11 protein-coding genes are annotated in these 13,297 nt (G+C 44.0%); 3 read left to right on the top strand and 8 right to left on the bottom strand.

Features of this window, described 5'->3' with window-relative positions; all coding sequences use genetic code 11:
• Position 1 precedes the first annotated feature (1 nt).
• Positions 2-691, bottom strand: a complete 690-nt coding sequence (locus tag L990_RS14990; RefSeq protein ID WP_047451046.1) for a potassium channel family protein — start codon at positions 689-691, stop codon at positions 2-4.
• Between the two features lie 17 nt (positions 692-708).
• Entirely contained in the window at positions 709-2,535 is a 1,827-nt protein-coding gene (locus L990_RS14985; protein ID WP_081981736.1) for a TrkH family potassium uptake protein, read from the bottom strand.
• A 163-nt stretch (positions 2,536-2,698) separates the two neighbouring features.
• Between L990_RS14985 and L990_RS14980 the strand changes: the two genes are divergently transcribed.
• Positions 2,699-2,980 carry a hypothetical protein gene (locus tag L990_RS14980; RefSeq protein WP_047451044.1) on the top strand — a complete coding sequence of 94 codons (282 nt, stop codon included), beginning with the start codon at positions 2,699-2,701 and terminating at the stop codon, positions 2,978-2,980.
• A 76-nt stretch (positions 2,981-3,056) separates the two neighbouring features.
• Positions 3,057-4,223: a MalY/PatB family protein gene (locus tag L990_RS14975; RefSeq protein ID WP_047451042.1), complete on the top strand. Its 1,167-nt coding sequence runs from the start codon at positions 3,057-3,059 to the stop codon at positions 4,221-4,223.
• A gap of 655 nt (positions 4,224-4,878) precedes the next feature.
• Here the strand turns inward: L990_RS14975 and L990_RS14970 are convergent.
• Genes L990_RS14970 through L990_RS14960 form a run of 3 tightly spaced genes read right to left on the bottom strand, consistent with a single transcriptional unit; the run spans position 4,879 to position 10,361 of the window.
• Positions 4,879-6,057, bottom strand: a complete 1,179-nt coding sequence (locus tag L990_RS14970) for a TolC family protein (RefSeq protein ID WP_047451040.1) — start codon at positions 6,055-6,057, stop codon at positions 4,879-4,881.
• A gap of 2 nt (positions 6,058-6,059) precedes the next feature.
• Positions 6,060-9,182: an efflux RND transporter permease subunit gene (locus L990_RS14965; RefSeq protein WP_047451037.1), complete on the bottom strand. Its 3,123-nt coding sequence runs from the start codon at positions 9,180-9,182 to the stop codon at positions 6,060-6,062.
• 21 nt (positions 9,183-9,203) lie between these two features.
• Positions 9,204-10,361 carry an efflux RND transporter periplasmic adaptor subunit gene (locus L990_RS14960; RefSeq protein ID WP_047451035.1) on the bottom strand — a complete coding sequence of 386 codons (1,158 nt, stop codon included), beginning with the start codon at positions 10,359-10,361 and terminating at the stop codon, positions 9,204-9,206.
• A 28-nt stretch (positions 10,362-10,389) separates the two neighbouring features.
• Here L990_RS14960 and L990_RS20530 point away from each other — a divergent pair, with 28 nt between their 5' ends.
• Positions 10,390-10,512, top strand: a complete 123-nt coding sequence (locus L990_RS20530) for a hypothetical protein (protein ID WP_262480651.1) — start codon at positions 10,390-10,392, stop codon at positions 10,510-10,512.
• Between the two features lie 207 nt (positions 10,513-10,719).
• On the opposite strand, the gene L990_RS19400 is transcribed toward L990_RS20530, so the two are convergent.
• The 3 genes from L990_RS19400 to L990_RS14945 all read right to left on the bottom strand — a co-directional run bounded on the left by L990_RS19400 (position 10,720) and on the right by L990_RS14945 (position 12,597).
• A complete protein-coding gene (locus L990_RS19400) occupies positions 10,720-11,154 on the bottom strand; it encodes a DUF6769 family protein (RefSeq protein ID WP_231562289.1) in 435 nt (144 codons plus the stop codon).
• A gap of 72 nt (positions 11,155-11,226) precedes the next feature.
• On the bottom strand, positions 11,227-11,655 hold the full coding sequence (locus L990_RS14950; protein ID WP_047451032.1) for a Fur family transcriptional regulator: 429 nt from the start codon (positions 11,653-11,655) through the stop codon (positions 11,227-11,229).
• A gap of 327 nt (positions 11,656-11,982) precedes the next feature.
• The gene (locus tag L990_RS14945) at positions 11,983-12,597 is read right to left on the bottom strand and encodes a hypothetical protein (protein ID WP_047451030.1); all 615 of its coding nucleotides are present in this window, start codon (positions 12,595-12,597) and stop codon (positions 11,983-11,985) included.
• Positions 12,598-13,297: the final 700 nt, after the last annotated feature.

The raw sequence follows: 13,297 nt of genomic DNA, 5'->3' as shown, positions 1-13,297 counted from the left end.
GTTAGGAGTAGAAGTTGGTAAAATTTTGGATATTGGAGATGTCTCCAAACAGGACTAAGGTGTCTTCCTTTTCAATAACAGTCCCCAAACCGACCGGATGAACAACCTTTTCGGTCATCGATTTTGCCCCCAAAAAGTTGGTTGCATACTCCTTCCTTATTATAGTTACCAGCTTAATATTAAACTTATCTCCCAACGAAAGTTCGCCAACGGCTTGCCCCACGATAATGCTAGGCACTGTCATAGAGAGAATACGATGCTGGTTTGATATGGCATATGAGTCCTTATAGCCTTTCACATCGAGCTGTAAGGCAAAATCTTCGGCTGAATCCTTTTCTGGAGTAATTACTTCGTCTACACCAATGGCTTCTAGAACCGTAGTATGCAACGTAGAGATGGCACGACTAATAAGCTTATTAACCTTTAGCTGCTTAAGTTCTGCAGACACCAAAATTGAGGCCCCTACATTTTCTCCGATAGCAACAACTACCGCATCGGCATCTTTTAATGGAAGCACCTTCAGCATGTGAACCTCATTAATATCCATGCTTATGGTGCTTGTTATTTTTGACTTTAGCTCTTCGATACGGTGGGTATTAGAATCCACCCCAATTACTTCGTGCCCCATGGAGGTAAGACGCTCGGCAAGCGCAGATCCGTAATTTCCTAAACCAATAATGATAAACTTCATCTCTACTTAATTGTTTGCTAGTTGACAAAAATACTCGATTTGGGGTAGCGGTAGTCCAGCTCGCGGGAATGCTTAATTAGCCCAGAAAGGAATGTTAACGCGCCAACACGCCCAATAAACATGGTTACAATCAGCACTATTTTACTACCATCATCGAGGCTTGGCGTAATACCAATAGATAGCCCCACGGTACTTAGCGCCGAAATACTCTCGAACACTATCGCCATCATATCAATTTTGGGTTCAAAAATCTTAATTAGCGATGAGGAAATGCCTATAATTAGGATCGAGAGCACAATAGCACCAAAGGCCCTAAGAACCGAGCTGTTGGTAACCTCGCGGCCACCAATTTCAAGCCGTTCTCTACCACGTGCCACATTAAAAATGTTAAGCATGGCCACAGCAAAGGTAGAAGTCTTAATACCACCCCCTGTTGATACTGGCGACGCTCCAACCCACATTAAAAACATGGTAAGTAAAACGGTTTGCGGCAGCATCTGCCCCATATTTATAGAGTTAAACCCTGCCGTACGCGGCGTTACCGATCCAAAAAAAGACTCGGCAGCAACACCATACCAAGGTAACCCTTTTAGCGTATTATCGTACTCGAATATCCCAAAGAATATTGCCCCAAAAACCAGCAGCAGCAGCGTAGTGTAAACTACCAGTTTCGTATGGAGGTTAATAATTTTAGGGCGATGAATGTAGCGTGCCTGCAATCCCAACACCTGACGAACCTTATTCCGAACGAAATGCTTTATAAGCTGTATAAAATTGAATAGTATCGGATAACCAATACCTCCAAGAATAATCAACAAGCCAATGTAGGTGTGCAATGCATAGTTTTCGCGAACTCGAATATCGTATAGGTTGTCCGTAAAGGTTGAGAAACCCGCATTACAGAACGCCGATATCGCGTGAAAAACGGAGTAGTAAACCTCATTATAAGCTCCAATCGTATCCTTTATCGATAAATATATGAACACCGCCCCTACAGCCTCGATGGAAAGCGTAATGAAAACAATTTTCATCAACGTCTTAAAAATCTCGCTAATGTTGTCTTCGCTGATGAAGTCCCCAAGATTAATTTGATTCTTAAAAGAAAACTTATCTACCAAAAAATAACCAAAAAAGGAGGTAAGCGTCATTACCCCTATTCCGCCTATTTGTATGAGGAGTATAATTATAATCTGACCAATTGGAGTAAAGGCCGTAGCAGTATCCACCACGATAAGCCCGGTAACACAAACCGCACTGGTGGAGGTAAACAGCGCATCAACCACCGAAATACCGCCTGTAGTTGCATTAGGCAGCAGCAGCAACCCGGCACCTGCCAAGATTATCAGAAGAAAGCTGAGCACAAAAATAAGCGAGGTGTTGATCTCCTTCTTGAGCATGGCAAAGGTGGAGCGAGACACCTCCATCACCGAGAGGATAAGCAAAAAGACGTAGGTAAATAGCGGACTCTTCAAAAAAGCCAGAAAAGGCGCCTTCGTTCGGATATACTCATCGGGCTTGAGGTAGGCAATGATGAGCAGAAAAAATAGCATTCCGAACATTCCCCACGCCAGAAAGTGCCCCTTCCCCTTCTTCTCCCTGAAATCCTTACTGAAAAATCGAAAGATTAGGCTGGCAAAGAAAACGAGGTAAGCAAAAAAGTAGAAGTTGCTCGACCTCGAATAAAACTCTGGCGTTAGATCAAATCCGATCTCATATATGATTACGGCAATAGAAACTATGCTGGTCAGCAGCAGAAAGAAACCTCCAAACTTCTCGAAGTTCTTCTTGAAGCTGGCCATCATTTCCATTCTCCTCCAAAAGGCGGTTTTAAAGCGTCGTCTCATCGAAAGTAAAGATTCGCATAATTATCCTACAAAAGAAGCAAAATTAACACAACTAACCATCGTTAGGATAATTTCCTAGTATAAACCTCAAAAAAAGAGAGAAGGTAAAATGCTGTAACGAAAAAGATGCTAAATTTGCGCTATTACCAAAAAACATGCATTTATGGCAAGTGTAAGAAGACTAAAAAAGGACATCGACTATCTAGTAAGCGAAGTGATTGCTGATTGCTACAACTATACATACTTTCACCCAGCAAAGCAAAACGAAGTAATCGACATCATCAACGAGGCCATTGAGCTGCGCAACGAACTTTACACCCGCGCCAACAATCCTGACGGCAAGGACAACAAGAAGATCGTAAAGGCCTACTACAAGGCTATCTGGACCGAACTTTTCGAAAAGGTAGACGGTATGTTTAGAAAGGTTAGCGAAATTGGAAAGTAAGCTTTCTGCACATCATAAAAAATAGAAAGGGAGCACGTGTGCTCCTTTTTTTGTAATCACCCCTAGCTAAAACGCCATGACCTATAACTTCGACGAAATCATCTCGCGAGAGAGCACCAGCTGCATCAAGTGGGACGCCCGCCAAACCGTATTCGGAAACCCCAACGTGCTGCCCATGTGGGTGGCCGACATGGACTTCAAATCGCCCGATTTTGTGGTAAACGCCCTACGCGAACGGCTTACCCACGAGGTGCTGGGCTACACCTACCGCCCCGAATCGTACTTCGACGCCATTATCAGGTGGGTGGAGCGCCGCAACGGATGGGTCATCGAAAAGGAGTGGATTTGCCACTCGCCGGGCGTAGTACCAGGCCTTAACGTGGCCGTATGGGCCTACACCCAACCCCAAGATCGGATTGTGATACAAACTCCTGTCTACCCTCCCTTTTTCGATGCCATCCTAAAAAACAACCGCACGCTAATCGAGAATCCGCTCATCGCCAATGGCGACCGCTTTGAGATTGACTTTGAAAACCTCGACACCCAGCTACAGGGCGCCAAGGCCATCATCCTATCCAACCCGCACAACCCCACCGGGCGCGTGTTCGACGAGAAGGAGCTGCTTCGTATTGGCGAGCTGTGCGAAAAGCATAACGTAACGATCATCAGCGATGAGATCCATTCGGATATCATCATGAAACCCCATAGGCACCGGCATATTGCGGCCATTGCCAACAGCCGCTTTGCCAACCGCTGCGTAACCTTTATGGCCCCCAGCAAGACGTTTAATCTGGCCGGACTGTCGACAGCCTACGCCGCTATCCCGAACCCCGAGCTGCGCAAGCAGTACCTACAGGTATCGGAGCAGCAGCTGCACCTAGGCATGAGCAATCTGCCCGGACTAATTGGGCTAGAGGCCGCCTATACGCATGGCGACGAGTGGCTCGACCAACTTAACAGCTACATTCTAGGTAACATCGAGCTGCTAGATGCCCTGGTGAAGGAGCATCTGCCCCGCATCAAGGTGTACAAGCCCGAGGGAACCTACCTTGCCTGGATGGACTTCGGCGCACTTGGCCTTACCGACGAAGAGCTGGATAGGAAGCTCATCGGCGAAGCGAAGGTGGGCCTCAACAAGGGCATTACCTTCGGAGCCAACGGCAAAGGCTTTCGCCGCATCAACCTAGCCTGCCCCCGCGCCTACGTGCAGGAGGCGGTAGAAAGGATGCGCAGGGTGCTGTAAAAAGACTACACCATATAACTAGTCCTGAAAAAAGTTGACATTTTTACAATAAAGAATGCCGTTCGGCGCTCCCTTTTTTACGACCACTGCGGGGAATTGCTCCATCTTGCTTTCCCCAGCATGTGGCCGCACGTTGTTATCTACCCTACAATATTTAAATTTTTGCCCTTAAATTCACACTAGGGCAGATGCAGAATCTAGTAATCGTTTCTGCAGTAAGCTTTAGCAAGAAACCATCATAGTTCGAAAGCAACTCGTAACTTTCAACTATAATGCCTTCCAATTAACGGAATTAAGGCCAAGCGTATCAGAAGAGTTATTAGGTAAATGATCTTTAAAATAACAGGGTTGTTTGAATCCACTGATCCGCTAGGTCAGTGCTACAAACAACCCTGTTCTCAAACATTTTATCGCTTATTGCATAATATGTAAGGTAGAGCCCCAAAAAACAACAATGAGCAAAATAGCTCACCTAAAGGAAAGCTGTTGTAAAAGCACCCCTCGCTTCCACACCTTGAAAGAAAATACCAAAAACAAAACCCAACGATCCCCCCGGTAGCTACACTCAAGGCAACTAGCCACCAAGATGGTTTCTTCTCACTTTGGAGATGCTTCCTTCCATTTCGTTTCAAGGCGCGTCTCTCCCGGCGATTCATTACAATTCAACCGCCGAAAGTTCTGCAAAAGCTTTTTGATAGTCAAGTTCCGCCTGTAAAGCCTGGTTGACTGTGTTATAATAAAGTCCGATCTGTACCATAAAATCCAGCATAGAAATTTGGCCTGCATCTAGTGCCTGCTTTAGTAGCGCACTGTTATTGGCATTCGTAAGTGACGAACGATAAACCTCTGCAGCCTTTTTTAATCCAAGTGTACGGAAATACAAAATCTCCAGCTGGCTAAAAAACTGCTGTTTGGTATCAGCTTGTTTGCTAACTGCAGCGCTTACAGCTTTCTTTGCCTGCTTAACCCTGTTTTTGTTAGACCATAGCGGAACGGAAAGCCCAATAGACACCCCTTGATAACGTTGTCCAACTACATTCTCGCTCATATACCCAGCGGAGAAAGTAGGTAACCCCATCGACCTACCTAAAGAGACCTGCTTTTTGCTAAGCTCAACCTCTTGTCTTACATACGAAAGAATTGGGTTTTTCTCTTCAGCAGTAGCATACCACCTTTCATAATCGGCAGGCATATCAATGGATGGAAACCTAACTTCATTAAACGTCAACTTTAATCCTCCGTTTAGTCGGGTAAGCTGAGAAATAGCACTGTTTCTCTCCGTCTCAACACGGGATATTTCTCCTTTTACAGCGGCCAAGTTGAGTTCGACATTATTGTATTCTAGCATATTGCCATCTCCTCTTTTAAGGCGCTCTTTTTGCCCTGCAACAATAGCTTCGGCATGTACTAAACGAATTTCAAGTTCGCGGAGCAAGGAGTTGTAATATATCAAATCCAAGCAGTAGCGTTTAGTTTCAAGGAGCAAATTCATTCTATCAGCTTTGTACTGCCACTCAAGCAGCTCATTTTTCCCATTGGCAACCCTACTCTTCAATCCAGATAAGGTACCAAAGTCAAAGCGTTGAGTAACGCTAATATCCTGTCGGTTACCAACAGAAGCTGAATTCCCCCAGAGATAGTTAAAACCAACCTCTGGATCTGCCAAATAAATACCTGTACGATTCTCCAATTTCTGAGCATCTACAGCCTCTCGTAAAGCCTTGAGGGTTGTGTTATTTTGCTCAATAGTATTGAGTACGTTTTTTATATTGTCTTGTGCAAAAAGGGAACTTGTCGCCATAATTGCCATCATGCCTATGATAATCTTTTTCATTGCTATGCCTCCTGAATTTCGTCGTCGGTAATAACCTCTTCAACTATTTTTTTATTAGTAAGAAGATACATAATCGGGATAATAAACGCATTGAGCAGCGTTGACGTAAACAATCCCCCCAAGATTACGATTGCCATCGGGCTTTGAATCTCATTTCCTGGCAAATCTCCACCAACGGCTAATGGGATAAGGGCCAATCCTGTACTAAGTGCGGTCATCAATATTGGATTTAACCGATCTACCGATCCATGCATTACGCTTTTTACTGGAGAAAGCCCTTCATTTTGTAAATCGTTATAACGAGATATCAGCAGCATCCCATTACGGGTTGCAATACCAAATAGGGATATAAATCCAATAATAGCAGGGATGCTAATAACTCCTCCCGTAATCGAAATGGCTACAATACCTCCTATAAGAGCCAAAGGCAGATTAAGTAGAATCACTGCCGACTGCGTCATGCTTCTGAACTGGTTAAAAAGAAGCAAAAAGATGACGAATATCGAGAAGATAGATGTAATCATCAGCGTACGAGACGCCGCCTTCTCGCTCTCAAACTGACCTCCATATTCGACGTGGTAACCTTCTGGCAGCTTAATCTTTTTATCTACAATGCGCTGAATATCGGTTACAACCCCCAACAGGTCTCGACCCGCAACATTTGCCGAGATAACAATCTTTCGTGCTACATTTTCCCTGTTGATTGTGTTAGGTCCAACAGAAGAGGTTACCTCTGCAATGTTGCTAAGTGACAACTTTCGTCCCTTTGCATCTACAATAAGGTTGCGTATTTTATCGGCTGTTTCGCGGCTATCTTCGTTTACCTTGAGGGTTAAATCGAAAGCTTTATTTCCCTCATAAACCTGCGAAACTACCTCCCCTGCAAGCATTACGTTGACAATCTCTGCAAATTCAGGAAGAGTAATTCCATACTTCGCTAGGACCTCTCGTTTGGGCTCTATCTTTAGCTGAGGGCGTTCTACCTGCTGCTCTACGTTTAAATCCGCAATACCCTCGACTCCTTCAATGGCCCCTTTTATTTGATTTCCGACAGAGAACATTTTGTTTAAGTCGGTTCCAAACAGCTTAATGGCAATGCTTGCACGCGTTCCCGATAGCATTGCATCAATCCGGTGAGTAATTGGGGCTCCAACCTCCACATTAGCACCTGGGATATCTTTCACCTTGCCACGAATCTCTGCCAGCACCTCCTCTTTGGTTCGTTTGTCGAGTACAAAGGGTGCTTCTACCTCCGATACGTTTACACCCAATGCATGCTCATCAAGCTCTGCACGCCCCGTTTTACGGCCTACGGTTTGAATCTCGGGTATAGTAAGCAACCGTCTCTCTACCATACGCCCAATGTTATCAGACTCCTCCAACGAAATCCCAGGTAGGGTGCTGACGCTTACTGTAAACGATCCCTCATTAAAAGGAGGCAAAAAGCTACGCCCCAAGGTTGAAAAAAGAGCGACCGAACCAACCAATACAACTCCCGTTACAATCAAAACTATCTTCTTGTGCCAAAGTGCCCATGTTAAGAGCTTTGCATAACCCTTCTTTAGCTTAAGAACAACCAGCGGTTCGCTTTCTACGCTATCGCCACTCTTTTTCGTTTTACCCAATAGATAGCTACAAAGCACCGGAGTTAGCGTCAATGCAACAACGGTAGAAGCCGCTAAAGCAACAATAAAAGAAATACCCAAAGGAGCAAGCATGCGCCCCTCCATTCCAGAAAGAAAAAATAACGGCACAAAGCTGGCGATAATGATAAGCGTCGAATTTAAAATGGGCATACGCACCTCTTTTGATGCATCAAACACAACCGACATCACCGTCTTTCGCTCAGCCTCAGGCTTATTTCGGTTCTCACGCAGCCGCTTAAATACATTTTCTACATCAACAATGGCGTCGTCGACAAGCGAACCTATAGCGATTGCCATTCCCCCCAAGCTCATGGTGTTTATGGTAAGCCCCATCCATTTAAGAGCAAGTATTGATGTCACCAAAGAAAGTGGGATGGTAATCAAAGAAATTACCGTTGTCCGCACATTCATAAGAAAGACGAACAGAACTATAATAACGAAGAAGGCTCCCTCGTAAAGGGATTTTTGAACATTATCAATCGAACTATTAATAAACCGCTCCTGCCTATAGATATCCGTTTCCATCTTGACATCTGCAGGCAAACTTTTTTGTAGCTCCTTAAGAGCCACATCAATCTTATCCGTCAACCCCAGCGTGCTTGTATTCGGTTGCTTGGTAATTGTCATCAACACGGCGGGTTTAGTACGAGTAGAAGCCACACCCATTTTGGGAGCACGATTCCCAATCTTCACCTCCGCAATATTCTCCAAAAGTACAGGAATGTCATTGACAGTTTTAACAACCGCCTTACCCAAAGCATCGATTTGATTTGTAGACAGCACCCCTCTAATTATATACTCATTCCCATACTCATACAAAACACCTCCAGCCGCATTCTGATTCATTTTCTGCACCACCTGATTGACCTCGTTAAGGCCAATGCCATAATGCTTCATTTTCTCCGGACTGAGAAGAATTTGGTACTCCTTAATTTCGCCTCCAATAACCGCCACCTGTGCAACTCCCCCAGTTGCTAAAAGACGGGGACGAATAGTCCAGTCTGCTATGGTACGTAGCTCCTGTAGGGACGTAGAATCAGCCGTCAGAGCCACAAACATCAGCTCTCCCAAAATGGAAGATTGAGGCCCCAACGTTGGGTTACCGACATTAGAAGGAAGTAGATCTTTTACAGCCGCCAGCTTCTCCGAGACAATTTGGCGAGCTAAATAAATATTCGTTCCCCAATTGAATTCGACCCATACAATAGAAAAACCAGTGGTAGAGGAGGAACGAACACGGCGCACATCAGTCGCCCCGTTAACAGCCGTCTCCAGCGGAAAAGTAACCAAACGCTCAACCTCTTCGGGAGCCATCCCCTTAGCTTCTGTCATAACAACGACGGTAGGAGCATTAAGGTCGGGAAACACATCAACCTCCATATTGGTAGCGGTATATGTTCCGCCAATCATCAACAATACAGATGCAACCAGCACAACAAGACGATTGTTGAGCGAAAATTTTATAATCTTATTCAACATAGCTCAAACTTGCTTTAAAGATTAATGATTATGGCCATCAGGTATTGCTCCAGATGCAGAGGCCAACTTCACCTGCGTAACGCCCTTCACCACAACGGCCTCTCCGCCTGTAAGACCTTTTACAATTTCTGCTCGCTCGCCATTATTCTGCCCAACAACAACCTCTCGCTTAATATAAGCTTCCGGTTCTATTTGAATATAAACGAAGTTAAGCCCCTGCTCTTCGGTAAGCGCGGATACGGGAACTGAAATAACATTGCCACGCGGAGCCGACAGCAAATACACTTCAGTAAATGAGCCAGGAATAACGTTACCAATGTTGTCAAAATCAAAGGTTACCGGAATATAAAAGGAGGTGCCATTCGACGTTTTACCATAGGAAAGTAGCCGTCCATTCATCTCCGATAGCTTATAGGTCGTGCTCTCATAGGCCGTTTTGAAGTTGGCGCTGCGGATATTTTTCAAATCCCCAAAGTAGGTTTCCGACACCTCTGCTCGAAGCTGAAGACGGCGATTTTGTGTCACGGTTGCTATTGGTTGGCCAACGGACACATATTCGCCTTGCCCTACTAAAAGGTTCTTAATGTAGCCGCCCATAGGAGATGTAACCCGAATACCTGCAGCGGTAACATTAGACGCTTGTCCTTGATATGCCGCTTTTGCAGTTTCGTAACGCAGGCGGGCCTGTTCAAACTCTTTATCGGATATTATTTTGGTTTCAACCAACCCTTTGGCGCGCTGATACTCTTTCTGTGCTACCTCAAAAGCTATTTTAGCCTTTAAAGAAGGATCACCCTCCTGTAGGTTTCTTGCCGAGATGGTTACGATTGCCTCACCCGAACGAACCGGAACACCAGCCGCAATGGAAGCATTAACAAATGAAACAATCCCTGCGCTGGTTGCTACAATTGCCTGCTCGTCGCCTGGAAGAGTTTGGATTACCCCACTTGTTTTTATCACATTAAGGAATTGAGCGGCTCTCGCTGTTTCTGTTTTCATTCCGGCCTCTGCGGCCTGCTTCGCTGTAAAGGCAATTTCATCGGCATGCCCCTCTTCGTTAGCCTCATGGCCATGCTCGTCTGCTACTTTGGCGCTACTTTGATTGTTGTTTTGGGACGTATTGCAACCCACCATAAAAATGGATGCAACCAGCAAAATACCTACTATGTTTTTTTTCATTTTTTAATCGCTTTAAAGTTGTTTTGAAATGGACGCTGCACTGCTGCCCTTTGCAAATGAGATAAAAGTAAGCCTTGATACTTTTCCTCTTCAGCTGCTGCTTACCTCGCATATAGAAGGACATCAGACACAAATAACCTGGCTGAAATAACAGGAATTGCACCCTGCAAACGGTTTTGCTACCCTCTACCTCTTCCACCATCGACAAATAATAGCAGAAGAAGGATAGCGCAATAAGCACCAGCACCTTTACAGCTATAACCACAGGCAAATAGGCTTACCACACAAATGTGCGGAGCTAGAAGTAAAGAAAATTAGTGCTTACCGTGCACGGCTAAGAAGTACCCAAGAAGGGGTACTATGCGATAGTAAAAGGGGGAGCTCTTAAGCTATTAGAACAAGCAGCATCGGCTGACTGGTAGGTAAAAATGAGCTCTCCATACGCAAGCTGGATACTAACATCAACGGTAATGTTAGGTACAGCATCAAATGGAGGAGTTAAAGCGGAGTATAATAAAGAAGGTGGATAGAGGCCATCGTTTGAAGAAGCCTTACCGCCTAATTCCGATTTTGCAGCTAGATACTGAGCATTCTCTACACATAAAGCAGCCTTCTCTAAGCCATTGGAAGACTCCTGATGCCCTGTATGCTCATCGTTATAGGCGTTATCCTGAGCGCAACGCTCCATAACTACACAAGCCACACCGTCATGATGATGGTGCGGAATGATAGGAGCTATCAGCATGATGAGTACTGATAAAAACACAAATGCTATGTTACGCTTCCTTCTCAACGCTCGTGAATTTTCGGTAAAAGTACGCTCCTTTTTCTGCAACTAGGTTGCAAAAGTGCATTACCACATAATTTATCGTCGACCAGAGGCCGAACACTTATCACAAGTACCTTTTATAACGCAGCTAAGCTGATCCATCTTAAACCCTTCGGGCAACGACATATTTAAGGTTATGATATTATCCAAGCAATGCGTTTTTTTACAAACCACGCAGTAAAAGTGGCAGTGTAGCCTCTGCTCGTCACATTCGCCGTGGTTGCGACACAGGCAGTACTTCATGGCTCCACTCCCATCGTCGATGCCATGAACCAGATGGTGCTCCTCAAAAAGAATCAGGGTTCTGAATATTGTTGACTTATCAATACTCAGCAAGCCTTCATCAATATCACGAAGGCTAAAGGTATCTTTCAGTCCCATGATAAACCTATATATCAGAATACGTGTAGCGGTTGGCCTTATCCCCGCCTCATTCAGCTGCTCTACTACAACATCGCCTTCCATCGTACTATTATTAAGTTTTCACATCTAGCAATACTACTTAAAAATTACGTTCAAAAACAGCTGGAGGCTCTAAACATTTCATAGCCATTTTCTATACGACCTATCAGCATCGTATCCTGATCCTTTATTTCCCCTACTGTAAAAATCATTGGTAGCTTACCGTCAGGATGTTTAACTCTACTCTTGTTCCTTTATAATTGTAACGTATTTTTAAAACAGCAGTAAGAAAACCGTTGCTAAGCAAAATTTAGTACCACTATTAGATATAGTGGTGCAAAAAAGTTACCCCGTCAGCGCTTGCTGGCGGGGCGTCTACTCTATTAGGCGTTAGGCTTTTTTTAATTTTTTATTTTCGCTCAATAGTTTTAATGCTTCATCAAATCCTGAAGTGTCCGTAATTTCAAATCGATAACTTGAAGAGGTATATTCCGAAAGATTAACGATATAAAACGCCAAACTTCCTCCTTTTAGTAAAAAGGAACTCAACGTTCTAGAATCTTTTTTGTCTAGAACCAACCTGTCTGAACCATTATATGCGCTTAAAGTTGCAGTGCTGCCATCTGCCGATTTGATTTTAATTCTATAATTTTCAGAAATTCCAGATTTAACAGGATTATCTCCTGCATATTCATATAGCTGTATGGATATTTCAGATCTGCTATCAATTAAAAATTTAACATCAAGTTCAGAATTTTCTGTAGCTGAATTACTAAAAGTACCTTGAGTCATTCCCATAATGAATTCCATTTTGGATGGTTCTCCAAATTCGTCAACGTAGTTGCTAATTGACCAAATGCCCAAACTGCTGGAAGTAGAACTAGTATCTACAAGTACTTCAGAAGAATCTATATCCGACAACGAAATTGAATTGTCAGTACCTGTATTCTGAACGCATGAAACTAAAGCAAATGCGCTAAAAGTAAAAATAATTAATCCTTTCATTTCAAGTTGTTTTAAATTTAATTTTCATCTTCTTAATTAAGTCTTTGACTAAATATCGTATCAAATACAATTTAATTCTATTGCTTTTTTCTGTTTACACCTAACATATTTCCCTATCCATCCCAACCCTAGATATATACATATAATTAGTACCTCACTTATCTACTAATCCCATAAAACCTGTGCTAAAACCAGCGCGGAGCTGAGAAATATCAGATTGCCCATGCAGCGGAGTGCTGCTCTGTAATTTATGGCTTGCATTTGGGGTTACGTTATATAATGGTTATGGGTATATGTTTACAGGTCGTGCCTGCAACCATTTCTGCCGCCAATTTAATACTTATTTACAGTTTTATTTACCTTCTTTACCTAAATATTTAGCTGCTAGGATGCATCTTTTTGGTTACGTTTAGCGAGTCATTTTTGTGCCTATAGGCTTATGAACATAGTCCGTTTGGTAGTAAGTGCGGGCTACATCTGCTACAAGGTAAAGGCAAAGCCGCCAATACACCCCTGTATTGGCGTCCGCAGAGTCTGCAGGAGCAAATTCACCCCTGTATTCGCGTCCGCAGAGTCTGCTGGAGCAAATTCACCCCTGCATTGGCGTCCGCAGAGTTTGCTGGGGCATTTTCACCCCTGCAAAAACGTCCGCAGAGTCTGCTGGAGCATTTTCACCCCTGCAAAAGCGTCTGCAGAGTTT

It is taken from the genome of Alistipes sp. ZOR0009 (genome assembly GCF_000798815.1).
GTDB lineage: Bacteria > Bacteroidota > Bacteroidia > Bacteroidales > ZOR0009 > Acetobacteroides.
The sequence above is the reverse complement of the archived record's forward strand: the minus strand, read 5'-3'. Positions and strand labels throughout refer to the sequence as shown.

Coding starts and splice junctions, on each gene's coding strand:
- L990_RS14980 (WP_047451044.1), top strand. CDS start 2,699: ATGGCAAGTGTAAGAAGACTAAAAAAGGACATCGACTATCTAGTAAGC.
- L990_RS14975 (WP_047451042.1), top strand. CDS start 3,057: ATGACCTATAACTTCGACGAAATCATCTCGCGAGAGAGCACCAGCTGC.
- L990_RS14965 (WP_047451037.1), bottom strand. CDS start 9,182: ATGTTGAATAAGATTATAAAATTTTCGCTCAACAATCGTCTTGTTGTG.
- L990_RS14985 (WP_081981736.1), bottom strand. CDS start 2,535: ATGAGACGACGCTTTAAAACCGCCTTTTGGAGGAGAATGGAAATGATG.
- L990_RS14960 (WP_047451035.1), bottom strand. CDS start 10,361: ATGAAAAAAAACATAGTAGGTATTTTGCTGGTTGCATCCATTTTTATG.
- L990_RS14970 (WP_047451040.1), bottom strand. CDS start 6,057: ATGAAAAAGATTATCATAGGCATGATGGCAATTATGGCGACAAGTTCC.
- L990_RS14990 (WP_047451046.1), bottom strand. CDS start 691: ATGAAGTTTATCATTATTGGTTTAGGAAATTACGGATCTGCGCTTGCC.
- L990_RS20530 (WP_262480651.1), top strand. CDS start 10,390: ATGGACGCTGCACTGCTGCCCTTTGCAAATGAGATAAAAGTAAGCCTT.
- L990_RS14945 (WP_047451030.1), bottom strand. CDS start 12,597: ATGAAAGGATTAATTATTTTTACTTTTAGCGCATTTGCTTTAGTTTCA.
- L990_RS14950 (WP_047451032.1), bottom strand. CDS start 11,655: ATGGAAGGCGATGTTGTAGTAGAGCAGCTGAATGAGGCGGGGATAAGG.